The sequence below is a fragment of the Clostridium sp. CCUG 7971 genome (genome assembly GCF_017590215.1).
GTDB lineage: Bacteria > Bacillota > Clostridia > Peptostreptococcales > Peptostreptococcaceae > Faecalimicrobium.
Map to the genome: position 1 here is coordinate 1 of NZ_JAFFPK010000130.1, position 13,801 is coordinate 13,801.

The following is a 13,801-nucleotide window of genomic DNA, read 5'->3' on the forward strand; positions in this document are numbered from 1 at the left end:
TATAATTATATAAAATAAAAAAGAAAATGAATATAGATATTTGAATAAAATATCTATATTCATTAAATAAATGTAACTATATAGCTCTAGTAAATCTATACTTTAAAATAATAATAAAGAGCTCTCTTTTGATATTTCTCCAATTGAAGACCCTTACTTAGTGCAGCTCCATATAGTCCCAAAGCTGCTAATGCTGTACCTGCACCTGCTGTGACAGCACTAGCAATAGCAGACGATACAACAGATATTGCTGCTGAGGCTCCGGAGAATATGAACTCAGCCTCTAAAATATTTATTTCATCAACAGCATCCCTGAAATTATTTAAATTAGATCTATTTTTCGTATTAGCATAAACACTTTTTTCATTTGTAGTATAAGCTTTACCCGGCTTAGGTCTTCTTAATATCCATTTATCACTAGAAGGGTATATTTTATATTCGAAATTTGAAAAAGTCCTCTCCTCAATGTAAGCAGCACGCTTTCTTCTTACGTTAGTATCTTGTGAATTACTTTCTGCTTGAGATAAATCTATTTTTGTCTCAACACCATTTTCATTTATTGTTAACATATTGATAGCTTTATCGAATTCAGCTATAGTTTCTATTCCATTGAAATTAGATTTTGCAACTCTTTTTTCTTTAGTATCTGATATTATATTAATATTTGTCATTTCATTATCAATCATTACTTGTTGGGTAGATATTATTTGATTATCAATTACTTTTCCGTGAGATTGATTAATTTCCATAGCATTTACACTATTAAGTAATGGAGCTGAAGATAATATTAGTATAAGAGAAAGAGATACAGTTCTTCTTATTTTTAAACTTTTTAACAACATGATAAACCCCCTTTAAAATATTGTTTTGAATTTGCTCAGTATTTTTAATACGATTGAAAATTTAAAATAAATAAACTTATTAGAAAATAATACCATTTTTTTAATAAAATATAAAATTTAATTTTAAAAAATCAGTTTAAATATTTTTTAAAAGGGGTCTCTTACTCAGTTTTTATGAAAATTGAATATTGAGGAATAATTTAGAAATTATATTTTACTGAAGTCTATTCTACCGTAAAAACTTGTTTAAAGAGTTGTAGTAAAAATGCCCTTAAAATCCATTTATTTGGATTCTAAGGGCATTAACTTTGTTCTGAATATGTAACTCTAGTCCCTAAAGTGAAATTTAACGAATAGTTATCTTTTAGATTGACGGATATGCTCCTCCCCCAATATTCACATTAAGACGTTAATTATTTTTTGGTTTAAATAATAATGGTACCCATCTTAATCCTAATATGTTTAGTACTATTATGGTTAAAATTAAACCTAATATAAAACCCTTAAAATTAGGCATAAACAGATATGGAAAAATGATTATGCCTAATAAGCTTATAATAAAATTGCCTAAATAAGATAGTTTTTTATGTTTATCAAAGAATTTTTTAGCTTTTTTCATAATTTACCCGCCTATTTATTAATTAAATAATTTTTAAAATTATTTAATTATATCATATCATATATAGTTTACATTACTTTATCAAATAAACTTTGGTGCCAAATTGAAGAAAAAACGAAGGTTCCCCTAAAAAGTACTAGTCTTTAAAAACTTATTTAAAAGCATCTAGTAAAAAAGCCCTTAAATTCATTTATTTGAATTGAAAAGGCTTTAACTTTATGTAAGATATGTAATAAATTTAGGTGCAGTTAATAAATTTACTTTTCTTTTTTTTAGTTATACATATATCATAAATATTAAAAGGGGGAATGGAATTTATGAAATGTAAGGAATGTAAAATTGAAATGAAGATAGTGGATTTTAAGACCGTACTAGTTGGAGTAAAACCATACATAAGTGCCAAGAAAAAGGGTACCTTTAAAGGTGAAAATATAAGTGATGTTTTATGTTACGTATGTCCTACATGTGGTCATATAGAGTTTTTAGCAGAGAACCCAAATGAATTTAAGTAATTAAACTATTTCCTAAAAATACATTTAAAGGTATCTAGTAAAAAAGCCATTAGAATCCATTTAATTCAATTCTAATGGCTTTAACTTTGTTCTAAATAGATAAGACTAGAGTTGGTGAAGTATAAATGATTTATATAATTAATTAAAATAGTATGAATGTGTAAATTTACAACTAGTTGCGAAGTTGCAACCTCAAGTTGACTAAGTGAATATGTTAAGTGATAGTATATAAGATTTTGCTTTGGTAGAATAAAAGTACAAGATTGAGTAGGAGGTAATATATATGGATTTTGGAAATAAATTATTAAAATTAAGAAAGGAAAAGGGGCTATCTCAAGAAGCATTATCTGAAAAACTGAATACAAGTAGGCAAGCAATTAGCAAATGGGAGAATGGTCAAGGATTTCCAGAAACTGAAAAATTACTTTTGATTGGAAATATATTTGATGTATCTATTGATTATTTATTAAAAGATATGCCAGAGCATAATATAGAAAATAAAAGAGGATATTATGCAAGTAAAGAAGTTATTGAAGGTTACTTGATTAATGAAAAAAAGTCGTATAAACATGTATCTTTAGGAATTAGCATATTGGTATTATCTTATATTCCTTATTTAATATTTAAACAGTCATTTGAAATATATTCTGTACTCATAGCAATTATGGTTACATTGAGTGTTGGATTAATTATAAAATCTAGTTTTATGAATGATGAGTATAAATTTTTAAGAAAAGAGCCATTAATATTTGATAAAAACTTTTTAAAGGAGTTTACTGATAAGTACTCTATACTTAGAAAAAGATATATTACTTTAATGACTATAGGAGTTTGTTTTATATTTGCAGGTGGAACTATTTTATTATTATTAAAAAAAGGATTAGGAGTTGGAACAAATGTGTCTTTTTATCAATTAATATCTACACTTATGATCTCTATTGGTGCATATCCATTTATTTATTTTTGCTCTATGATAGATGCATATGAGTTAATAGTTAAAAATGAAGAGTATACGAATAAGTTAAGTTTTAAGATTTCAAAAAAATTAAGAGAGAAGAAATCTAGATTATAAGATTGCCACTAGGCCTATAACTATACTCAAAAAACACATTTAAATACAACTAGTAAAAAAGCCCTTAAAATCCAAATAAATGGATTTTAAGGGCTTTAACTTTATGTAAAATACATAACTACTCCTTAAGGTAAAATTTAACGACTAGTTTATATTCCTATTAATTCTTTTTTGATTTTTTCATATCTTTTATCACTTATACCAAGTTTTTTCTTGAATGGTTCATCATCTATTCTAACAACAATAACTTCATTTGGAGATATCTCTCTTATAATATCTTTAATCTTTTCAACTGATCTATCATCATCGTTATACCCTTTTATTATAGTTATCTCAAATATAAACTTACCTTTATACTGCTTATTAAAAGTAGCCATATTTTTAACGTGTTGCTCTAGAGTATACCCCTCAATTGGTCGTTGTAACTTTTTGAAGTTCTCATCTGTAGTTACTTTTATTTCTCCAATAACTTCATCACATTTATTAGCAATTTTCATGTACTCATCTTTAGCTAATATATAACCATTAGAAAGCAGTTTTACAGTTAATCCTTTAGATTTTATAAAGTTTATAATTTCTTCGATTTTATCGTGTACTAAAGCCTCACCCATTGAATTAATAAATACTAAATCAGGGTTTGAATCTTCTATCTTTTTAGATAACTCAATTAATGATTTATCTATCTTACCAAATGATGTTTGCGTATCTATTTTATTTTTTGACCTTCCAATAGGACAAAAGATACAATCAAAATTACAATGTTTTTCAGGCAGTACATTAATTTCCAATACCCTTTTACCATCTTCAATATAAATATCTTTATAACTAAAATTTTCCATAATATTATCCCCCTTAATGGTTAATCTATGACCACTTCTCTATTATTAATATCAAGTATAGATATACTACATTCTCCACCTAAATTTTCTTTTACTAATTTTGATAATTCTTCTAGTGCATTTTCAAAATCTTTAAATCTTTTTACATCAATTAATTCAATACATAAAAATGCATTTTTAGTATCTTCAGTCAACATTGTTCTAACAGATTCACGCCAATTAAAACATCTGCAAATAGATCCTTCATCATCTTTATATACTATCTCGCCTTCATATGGTGGTTCACTTTTATCACTTCCCAATGTTATAAAACTTTCATCTCCTATAGCTTTAGTTAGTCTTATATCTCCAACAAATGTATCTATATCTTCTCCACCACATGGTAGAGCATATTTTAATGAGATTGAATTATATATATCAACTAAAGGATTAATAGTTCCTAAATTCTTTCCAGTAGAAATACGCTTTAAAAGTGCCTCAATTGATGATCTTGCTCCTTTTTTAGTTTTAAACTTTTTAAAGGCATCTCTCCATACTTTTATTACTTCATTAGTGCTAAATTCATCGTTTGGAAGGTGCTTTGAAACTTCTTTCTCAGCCTCAGAAATCATATTTTTATATCTTTCTTGATCCTTTATAGTGTTATCTATGCCATGACAAGCAATTATACCAATATTGGCATCTGGGAATAAGCTTAAAAATTCTTGTTCAATTATAAATTTTTTCATTTTTTAACCTCCTAAAATAATTTAAATGAAAAAACCTGAGAAATATTATAAAATATCTCCCAGGTTTTTTTCCTTCCGTGTCCATAGTTAAAACTATGTGTTTTCTCTCGGACCAGACTAGCCAAAAACTACGGAACCCTAGAAAACTTTTTATATTAACTTATTTTTAAAATTTTAACACATCTATAAATATATTTCAAACTTAGTAAGTGATATAAAATAAGCCTTAAAACTTGCTTAAAGAAATCAGTAGTAAAAAGGCCCTTATAATCCATTTATTTGGATTCTAAAGGCTTTAACTTTATTTCAAATACATAGCTAGTCATTAGAGTTAAATTTTAAGACTGCTTCACAAAACTTATATAAATCCCATTAATTAGTATATTTTTATTTATTCTCCTATATACTCCTAATAAAAATGGATTTATATAAGGAGGACTAATTATGAGACAAGTTATTTTATTTGTATTATCAAAGTTTAGACAAAGAACATTTAAAGCTTTAATTTGCGTATTATCAGTACTAATACTAGTTGGGTGTAGTAATTCAAATAATAATAAAATATCAGAAGATGAAAATAAGGCCAATACGAAAGTGGAAACTGAAAATCTAAAACCAAGAGAAGAAGAAATAATGAAAACAATAAAGTATATGGGACAAGAACCTAGTGTTCTTGGAACAGAAGGAGAAAAGAAGAAGGCAGAGTATCTAAAAAATAAGATGGAGAACTATGGATATAGTGTAAAATTTCAAGATTTTGAAGTATTTGACTTAGGTGAACGCGAGAGATATGTAATTACTGACTCTAATTTAGACACATTCTTAAATATAAATTCAATTGATAGTACTAAGTCTAAAGGTATCGCTAGAAATGTTATTGCCAAATCTAAAGATTATGATAATAATAAAAAAACACTTTATATATTTGCACACTATGATACAACAAAACGTACTACTGGAGTTTATGATAATTCAACAGGTGTAAGTACAGTAGTTGAAACAGCAAGAGTTCTTCAAAATCATAAAAATAAAGATTTTAATATTGTTTATGTTTTCTTTAGTGCAGAAGAAAATTATCGAAAAGGCTCAAGATACTTCTTAAGTCAGTTATCAGAATCTGAGAAAAAAATATTTTAGGAGCCATTAATATTGATATGGTTGGATATACAGGATATTTATCAAAAGATTTTAATGGTGATGAATCTGAGAAAGAAAAATGGGCAGATATTGGAAATGTTGAAATACTTCTAAATGATTGGGTTAAAAAAGATGCATTAGAAATAATATTTAACGAAAAGCTTAATGGTAAATATAAAGAAGTATCACCCTGGAGGAATATCAGATGATATAAGTTTTGCAAGATTAAATGTACCTACTATATACTTTGCAGATAAAAATTTTATGACGGGATTTGAGATAGAAGAAGAAAATATTGAAACTCAGTTAGATCCAGTAAATCCAAGAACAATTTCAGATTTAGTTAAAGATATATCTGATGTTGTAAATAATTTTGATATACATAAATTTAATGAATTAAATAATATACCTAATGAAGAAAAAGGGTATTACGAAAATAAATAAACTATTCTCTAAAAACTTGTCTAAAGATATTTAGTAAAAAGCCCTTAAAATTCATTTATTTGGATTTTAAGAGCTTTAACTTTATGTGAAATTTTAAGGCTTATAAGATAAACCTTAAATGATTATAGATTTTTGTTTATCTTATTTTCTAAGTTGTTTATTTTATGCTCTAATTCTGCGATTCTATTTTCGTATTTATTTTTATATTTTAGGTTTTTAAAAAAATTAAAAATTACATATATAATAAAAAATACAATTCCCAAAATAAGAATTGTATTAAAAATTTGAAATAGAAGTTCATAGGAAATTCCTATCATTGGCTTTAAATCCATGTAATCACCTCCTAGAAAGTTTGATAGATTATAAAAGCCTCGTTGAGTACATATTTATAAAGAGCCAAAAAATGAGGGTAGAATAGAAAAAAAGACAACTCTAAAAAAACACCTCACAAGAGCCACATATTTATAAAGAGCCATTTCATTAAACTTTTTCGATAATCCTTACTAATCAGAAAAACCCACATATTTATAAAGAGCCATTTCATTAAACTTTTTTAGTTTTAATTTCTCTTACTACTTGAGATACCCTACCTTTGCTTAAACCTAACTCTTTAACTATCTCTACTTGCTTATATCCTTTTTCATACAATCCCTTTATAGCTTCTATTGTTTTATTTTTTTCTTGCTCCCTTTTAGTTAATCCCTCTTCATTTCTTCTTTCTGCTCTTCTTCTCTCATTATTCCTCTCATACTTTTCATCAATTCCTATGATAGTTTTCATATGCTTTTGCTCTTTACTTGTAATACCTAATCTATCAATTAAAGTTTCATTTTTATACCAATAACCTTCTTTATCTCTCATCCCTTTAGAAACTCTCTTAAGTTCACCGCTTCTTAAGCCTTGCTCATAAGCTATAAATTTATCTATAGCCTTTGGTATACATCTTAAAATAGCATGTATTTCCGTATCCTTCAGTGGTTCTGTAAATGCATTATTAAGCTCTATAACTGTATTTTCAAGTTCATACTCATCTCTAACATAAATACCTTTCCAATATGCATAACAATGTATTGCCATGTTTCTATATCCAGTCATATCATAATTTCTAAGTCTACATAAAGTTTCTAAGTCATTAGCCCTTTCCATATGTAAACTATATGAATTAAAGAATCTATTACAAATAACTCTACTATCTATATTCTTTGTTTCTTGCATCTGTAATTGATAAGTTTTAGGCTTATAATTTAAATACTCTTCTCTTAACTCATACATAGAGTATTCTATATCATTATCTATATATAAAACTTCGCAATTATTATCACATCTAGAGTTTATAGTACCTGGAAGTCTAAGCACCCTTGCTCCATCTGTAGCTTTTCTATCAGCTCCTAAATGCTTTAATTGATAATATATGTAATCTTGCAGCTCTTGCCATGTATTTAAAGCCCCATATGGAGCATTTTTTATTCTAAAGTAAAGATGTATACCCCTTCCACTATCTGTTACCATAGTTGGCTTTGGTATCTTACCTTCATAGTGTAACAACCATATAATATAAACTGTTTCTGCTTTTTCTAACCCAATACTTTCACAATCTATATCTTGAAATAACGCTCTAAATTGTCTTATATTTTCTACTCTTCGCTTTGGCAGATACATTGTATTTGGCGATAGAAATACATCTTCTTTTTTATGTAATTCTTCTACAACATCTCTTAACCCATCATTTTTTGTATTATATATTTTAATGGTTTTCTCACCATTTTCATCATCATTTAATTTTAATATTTGTATATAACCATCTGTACTTTCATCATATAGATGGTCACAAAACTCCGTCATTTTCATAAAAAAATTCCCCTCTATTTTTAGTATGTGAACACTAAAGACAAGGAGATTTCTCAAATTTATTTACAACAATTAATGCTTAATCTAATTTAAGCTTATCGTTGATAAGAATAATTTTTTATATTGTTTTGCATATCAAAATTATTGATGTTTATGAATTATTATGTTAATATTAATACATAATAATAATATAAAAAATTCTCTGATGAGAGTTCTCTCTTATCTAGAGTGTAGATAAAAAAGCTAGGAGTAAGTCGACCAAAACTTATGACTCCTGGCTTTTTCTCTTTTTATTTTCGATTTCATTAATTAAATTCTAGCATAAATTTCTAAAATAGTATATAAATTTCCCTGATTTGATATAGGGCTAATGTTAATCTCTACTATACTTTTTATTATTTACCTTATTCCACATATATCTTGATACTATCGGCTCTATTTCTAAAGTTATATCATTCTTTTCTTTTTTCCCTTTATATTCAAATACCCCAATATAATTTTTGTTTTTTAATATATAATCTACCTTTTGCTTTGAAAAGCCATACTTAGAGCCTATTCTTGCTAATGAAATCCCTTTAGACCTTAGTCTAAATATATCCTTAACTATTTTAGATTCTTCTTCATCAATTTCAAATTTACCTTCTTTATTAACTTTATAACCTAATGCTGGCTTACCACCTACCCACCTTTTTTCATTAAGTCTTGCTATTCTACCATTTCTAGTTCTTTCATTGATTACAGCTCTTTCAAACTCCGCAAAACTTCCTAGCATCTGCAAAAACAACATTCCTTGCGGTGTTGATGTATCAAACATTTCTGTAACACTTACTAGCGCTACTTCATACTCTTGTAACTCATATATCATTGCCAATAAGTTGTATAAACTTCTATGTATTCTATCATTTTTATAAACTATAATCATATCTATATTATTTTGCTTTACACATTCTATCATTTCATGATATTTAGGTCTATCTGTTGATTTACCTGATATTGCTTTATCTATAAATATTTCATCTATAATGATGTCGTGAAGTTTAGCATACATTCTAATTTTATCTTCTTGATCCTTAAGTGACGTATTATCCACTTGCATTAGGGTTGATATTCTACAATAACCTACTGCTCTTTTTTCATATTTTCCTCCAAGTGTCAACTTTATTATTGTATTTAAACCATATATAATGTCTAAAAATATATAGTTTAAAATTATTTTTAATTTTTTATTAGAATTATATCATAATTTATATTTTGAATCTAATAATAATTTATGATATAATTTATTTTATAAATTATATCATAAAGGATGTGAATATATTGAAAATAGTAAGTTTTTTCAATGTTAAAGGTGGAGTAGGAAAAACTACTTTAACAATACTAACAGCAATAAAACTAAGTAAGCAAGGAAATAAAATATTAATTATAGATGCTGATACTCAAGCAAACTTAACTCAATTTATGTATAAGATAGTACATGATAAAAAAACAATGTTCGAGGCTCTTACTGATAACTCTAGTGCCAAAGAGGTTATAATAGATTCTCCAATGGCTGAATATCCTAACATGGATTTAATACCTAGTGATTTAAGTTTATCAGTGCTATCTGAATTTTTAACAACTAAAACTAATCGTGAAAAAGCTGTATGGAGATGGTTTAAAGGTAACATAGATGAACTTAAAAATTATGACTACATATTTATAGATTTATCACCTTCATATGATCTTATCGCTAGAAACTTTATGCTAATATCAGATTCAATAATTACACCACTTGAATATCAAGATATTGCAAGTATAAGAGGATGTGAATTATTCTATCAAAAGTTTAATCAAGACCTTGAGGAAATGGAAATGACAAATGATGCTAAAAGAGCTGTTGTTATAAATTCATATACAAGTAGAAAGTTATCATCTGGAGATATATTTAGCGAGTACCTAGATTCCTTTAGTAATATAAAACAAGATTTATTAGAGGCTAAAATTAGTGATACTACAATAGTAAAAAATGCTATTTTAAATAAAATGGACATAGATGATTATCTAAAAAAGATGAAAAAATCTCATAAAATTAGGGACGAGTTTAATGACTTTATAGAAGAATTATTAAGAAGGGAAGTGTTATAAATGAGTTTAGAAAAGTTTATAGATGATGCTAGTGAAGTAAAAATAACTAAAAAAAATTATAAAGATAAGGTTGATAATGAATTAAAAAATAAATTTGAAAAAGATATAATAGTATCTCCTGGTTTAAATTTACTTGAAATGGAAGAAGAAAAATCTGTTAAAAAAACTGCAATATCTGTCTACTTTAAAGAAGAAGACTTAAATCTTTTAAAGGCAATTTCTCAAGCTAAAAATACTACTGTAAATAAGACTATTTTAAATATTTTAGAGACTACTATTGAAACTACTAGAGATAATTTACCTAAAGACTTTGATGTAAATAAGAAAGCTAAAGAGTACGATAAAAGGAACAAAAACAAAGGTAATAAAAAGAAATAGTCAAGAATTACATTATAATTTATAAAATGATTTATATTTTAATTTTTAATACAATTTTTAATATAAATCGTTTTATAAATCTAAATAAAATTCATTATAAAATTTAATAAGTAAATCATTTAGAATCAATTCTCCATTTCTATAATCAATATAACTATGTTTAATCTAACATTTCTATCCTATATCCAAATACCATAACATCCTTTACGCTACATTATCTATAAAAATACATTTCATTTTTTATAAATTTTATAGCCTTTAATTAAAAGTACTTTTAATCATTTGTTCTCCATAAATCTTTAGATGCTTTTTAAATCCTACTTTAATTATTAGAGACGCTTTTACTATAATTTCTTTATCGATAGATTCCTCAATATCTTGATTCTTAAAGAAACGATCCTAACTAAATTCATTTCTAGAGATCCTCTTTAAAGGCCTCTCACAAAACACCACATATTTATAAAGAGCCGTTTTTCGATACACCTTATTTCTTAAGTAATCTCTGTACCTTCCCTAAGCTTAAATTTAGCTCATTAGCTATAGTTCTTAAGCTATATCCTTTACTTTTCATCTTATCTACATTTATTTTTAACTCTGCTAATTCTTGCTGCTTTTTAGTTAAACCATTTTCATTTCTTCTCTCTGCTCTTCTTCTTTCATTGTTTCTATCATATTTTTCCTCTTTTCCTATGATAGTTTTCAGATATTTTTGCTCTTTGCTTGTAATACCTAGTCTATCAATTAATGTTTCATTTTTATACCAATAACCTTCTTTATCTCTCATACCTTTAGAAACTCTCTTATGTTCACCACTTCTTGTACCTTGCTCATAAGCTATAAACTTATCTATCGCTTTTGGTATACATCTTAAAACAGCTTGTATTTCCGTTTCTTTAAGCGGCTCTGTAAATGAATTATTAAGTTCTATAACTACATTTTCAAGTTCATAATTATCTCTAATATAAATACCTTTCCAATATGCAAAACAGTGTATTACCATATTTCTATATCCAGTCATCTCGTAATTTCTAAGTCTACATAAAGTTTCTAAGTCATTCGCTCTTTCCATGTGCAAACTATATGAGTTAAAGAATCTATTACAAATAACCCTATTATCTATATTCTTTGTTTGTTGCATTTGTAATTGATAAGTTTTAGGCTTGTAGTTTAAATACTCTTCTCTTAATTCATACATGGAGTATTCTATATCATTATCTATATATAAAACCTCACAATTAGCATCACATCTAGAATTTATAGTTCCAGGAAGTCTTAGTACCCTTGCACCATCTGTAGCCCTTCTATCAGCCCCTAAATGCTTTAATTGATAATATATATAGTCTTGTAGCTCCTGCCATGTATTTAAAGCTCCATAAGGAGCGTTTTTTATTCTAAAGTAAAGATGTATACCTCTTCCACTATCTGTTACCATAGTTGGCTTTGGTATTTTCCCCTCATAGTGCAATAACCATATAATATAAACTGTTTCAGCTTTTTCAAGTCCAATACTTTCACAATCTATATCTTGAAATAGTGCTCTAAACTGTCTTATGTTTTCTACTCTTCGTTTTGGTAAATACATTGTATTTGGAGATAAAAATACATCATCTTCTTTATATAATTCCTCTACAACATCTCTTAACCCATCATTTTTAGTATTATATATTTTAATAGTTCTTTTAAGCGACTGAGTCGAAGAACCATCTTTACTATGATTATCTTTATCATCTAATTTTAATATTTGTATATAACCATCTGTACTTTCATCGTACAAGTGATCACAAAACTCTGTTATTTGCATAAAAATTCCCCTTATATTCAGTATTTTTACACTATAGATAAAGGGGTCTCTCTCAAATATATTTAATATTAATATGATTAAATATATTTAATATTGTATATATTTTTTATATTGTTTTAAGCATCAAAATTATTGATGTTTATGAATTATTATGTTAATATTATTACATAATAACAATATAAAAATTCTCTGATGAGAGTTATCTCTTATCTAGAGTGCTTATAAAAAGCTAGGAGTAAGTCGCCAAACTTAATCGCTCCTGGCTTTTTTCTATTTATTTACTTAAATTCTAGCATAGTTTCATACATCGGTATATAGAGTTTAATAATTCTAATTTTAATTAGACCAAATTTCATACTACAAAAAGTGATTTATGTTTAAAGTTAGAACAAATTAAAATATTTTATTTTAACTTTATTTCTTATTTTTTCTCATCTTATGAACATTTTTAGTTTTTCTACAGTGTTTTTCTAAATTAATTTAAGTTTTATCGAGTAATTTTATGTACTCTTAATGGACATAATTATTTACTTAAAGTTAAATCTATCTACTTGATAACGTAATATTTTTAGGTAAATTGCTAAGTGAAATAGTATCAGTTACTATATTACTAAATCCATCAATTATTGATATATCTTTATTATTAATACTTGATGCATATATTAAGTTTTGATTTTGATCAACCACTACACTAGAAGGTGTAAAGTCTAAACTTATTTTGGAAATGATTAAATTACTTCCACCACTCAAAATTAATATTTCATTTCTATCTTCAATAATTACATAAATTAAATTATTATTTGTATTTATATCAATATCTTTAGGTTTGTGATCTAGTTTTATTTCAAATATAGGCTTATTAATATACCCATTTATAACTGAAATAGAGTTGCTATCATAGTTTGCTACATAAATTAAATTAGTCTTTTTATTTATTGCTATATTTTCAGGTTTATGTCCAACAGCAATTTTTGCTATAAATGTATGCTTGATTCCACTCATAACGTATAAAAATTTACCTTGAATATCTGTCATATAAATTAAATTAGTATTTTCATTTATTTTCATAGGGCTTAAGTAAACTCCTACATCAATATCTTTTATTATAGAATTAGTAGAAGCATCTATGATTGATATGGTTTTACTATTGTTGTTAAATATATAAATTAAATTAGTATTTGTATTTATTGCAATATGCATAGGGTTATCTTTAACTTTTATTGTAGATTCTAAAGTATTCGTAGATGTATTTATAACTGATATACAATTATCATAATAGTTAGTAATATATGCAAGTTTAGTATATGGGTTTATTGCTATATTTGTAGGTATATAGTCTAGGGAAATTGTATCTATGATTTTATTTGTAGCGCTGGATAATATTGATATATCATTGTTTTCTAAATTCGCTATATAGATATACGATTCTAAAGGTAAACCTTGTTCTCCCCTTGGCC

General features: G+C 26.1%; 15 protein-coding genes and 1 riboswitch. Of the genes, 7 read left to right on the plus strand and 8 right to left on the minus strand.

What is annotated here, in order from left to right:
- Positions 1-95: 95 nt before the first annotated feature.
- Positions 96-842, minus strand: coding sequence for a geobacillin-26 family protein (locus tag JWF52_RS15515; RefSeq protein ID WP_208334439.1), 747 nt, complete (start codon positions 840-842; stop codon positions 96-98).
- Between the two features lie 936 nt (positions 843-1,778).
- Here JWF52_RS15515 and JWF52_RS15520 point away from each other — a divergent pair.
- Both JWF52_RS15520 and JWF52_RS15525 read left to right on the plus strand, forming a co-directional pair.
- Positions 1,779-1,973, plus strand: coding sequence for a hypothetical protein (locus JWF52_RS15520; RefSeq protein WP_208334440.1), 195 nt, complete (start codon positions 1,779-1,781; stop codon positions 1,971-1,973).
- A gap of 283 nt (positions 1,974-2,256) precedes the next feature.
- Positions 2,257-3,045, plus strand: coding sequence for a helix-turn-helix domain-containing protein (locus JWF52_RS15525; protein WP_208334441.1), 789 nt, complete (start codon positions 2,257-2,259; stop codon positions 3,043-3,045).
- A 149-nt stretch (positions 3,046-3,194) separates the two neighbouring features.
- On the opposite strand, the gene JWF52_RS15530 is transcribed toward JWF52_RS15525, so the two are convergent.
- Positions 3,195-3,884, minus strand: a complete 690-nt coding sequence (locus JWF52_RS15530; RefSeq protein ID WP_208334442.1) for a radical SAM protein — start codon at positions 3,882-3,884, stop codon at positions 3,195-3,197.
- Between the two features lie 20 nt (positions 3,885-3,904).
- Positions 3,905-4,612, minus strand: coding sequence for a B3/B4 domain-containing protein (locus JWF52_RS15535; protein WP_208334443.1), 708 nt, complete (start codon positions 4,610-4,612; stop codon positions 3,905-3,907).
- 54 nt (positions 4,613-4,666) lie between these two features.
- Positions 4,667-4,765, minus strand: a riboswitch (guanidine-I (ykkC/yxkD leader).
- A gap of 291 nt (positions 4,766-5,056) precedes the next feature.
- Here JWF52_RS15535 and JWF52_RS15540 point away from each other — a divergent pair.
- Genes JWF52_RS15540 through JWF52_RS15550 form a run of 3 tightly spaced genes read left to right on the plus strand, consistent with a single transcriptional unit; the run spans position 5,057 to position 6,193 of the window.
- Entirely contained in the window at positions 5,057-5,749 is a 693-nt protein-coding gene (locus tag JWF52_RS15540; protein ID WP_208334444.1) for a M28 family peptidase, read from the plus strand.
- A gap of 17 nt (positions 5,750-5,766) precedes the next feature.
- Entirely contained in the window at positions 5,767-5,958 is a 192-nt protein-coding gene (locus JWF52_RS15545) for a hypothetical protein (RefSeq protein WP_208334445.1), read from the plus strand.
- Positions 5,915-6,193, plus strand: a complete 279-nt coding sequence (locus JWF52_RS15550; protein ID WP_208334446.1) for a hypothetical protein — start codon at positions 5,915-5,917, stop codon at positions 6,191-6,193. The genes JWF52_RS15545 and JWF52_RS15550 overlap by 44 nt, the downstream gene beginning before the upstream one ends.
- A 122-nt stretch (positions 6,194-6,315) precedes the next feature.
- Here JWF52_RS15550 and JWF52_RS15555 read toward each other — a convergent pair whose 3' ends face one another.
- From JWF52_RS15555 to JWF52_RS15565, 3 genes are all read right to left on the minus strand, one after another.
- Positions 6,316-6,525, minus strand: coding sequence for a hypothetical protein (locus tag JWF52_RS15555; RefSeq protein WP_208334447.1), 210 nt, complete (start codon positions 6,523-6,525; stop codon positions 6,316-6,318).
- Between the two features lie 211 nt (positions 6,526-6,736).
- Positions 6,737-8,041 (minus strand): DNA-binding response regulator, encoded by a 1,305-nt coding sequence (locus JWF52_RS15560; protein WP_208334448.1) that lies wholly within the window; start codon positions 8,039-8,041, stop codon positions 6,737-6,739.
- A gap of 373 nt (positions 8,042-8,414) precedes the next feature.
- Positions 8,415-9,197, minus strand: a complete 783-nt coding sequence (locus JWF52_RS15565; RefSeq protein WP_286184225.1) for a recombinase family protein — start codon at positions 9,195-9,197, stop codon at positions 8,415-8,417.
- Positions 9,198-9,358: 161 nt separating this feature from the next.
- Between JWF52_RS15565 and JWF52_RS15570 the strand changes: the two genes are divergently transcribed.
- Together JWF52_RS15570 and JWF52_RS15575 are read left to right on the plus strand one after the other, a co-directional pair.
- Positions 9,359-10,165: a ParA family protein gene (locus JWF52_RS15570; RefSeq protein WP_208334450.1), complete on the plus strand. Its 807-nt coding sequence runs from the start codon at positions 9,359-9,361 to the stop codon at positions 10,163-10,165.
- Positions 10,166-10,543: a hypothetical protein gene (locus tag JWF52_RS15575; protein ID WP_208334451.1), complete on the plus strand. Its 378-nt coding sequence runs from the start codon at positions 10,166-10,168 to the stop codon at positions 10,541-10,543.
- A gap of 484 nt (positions 10,544-11,027) precedes the next feature.
- Here the strand turns inward: JWF52_RS15575 and JWF52_RS15580 are convergent, their stop codons facing one another.
- Both JWF52_RS15580 and JWF52_RS15585 read right to left on the minus strand, forming a co-directional pair.
- On the minus strand, positions 11,028-12,344 hold the full coding sequence (locus JWF52_RS15580) for a DNA-binding response regulator (protein ID WP_208334452.1): 1,317 nt from the start codon (positions 12,342-12,344) through the stop codon (positions 11,028-11,030).
- 543 nt (positions 12,345-12,887) lie between these two features.
- Positions 12,888-13,801: YncE family protein (locus JWF52_RS15585; RefSeq protein WP_208334453.1), on the minus strand; the 914-nt coding region annotated here is incomplete at its 5' end.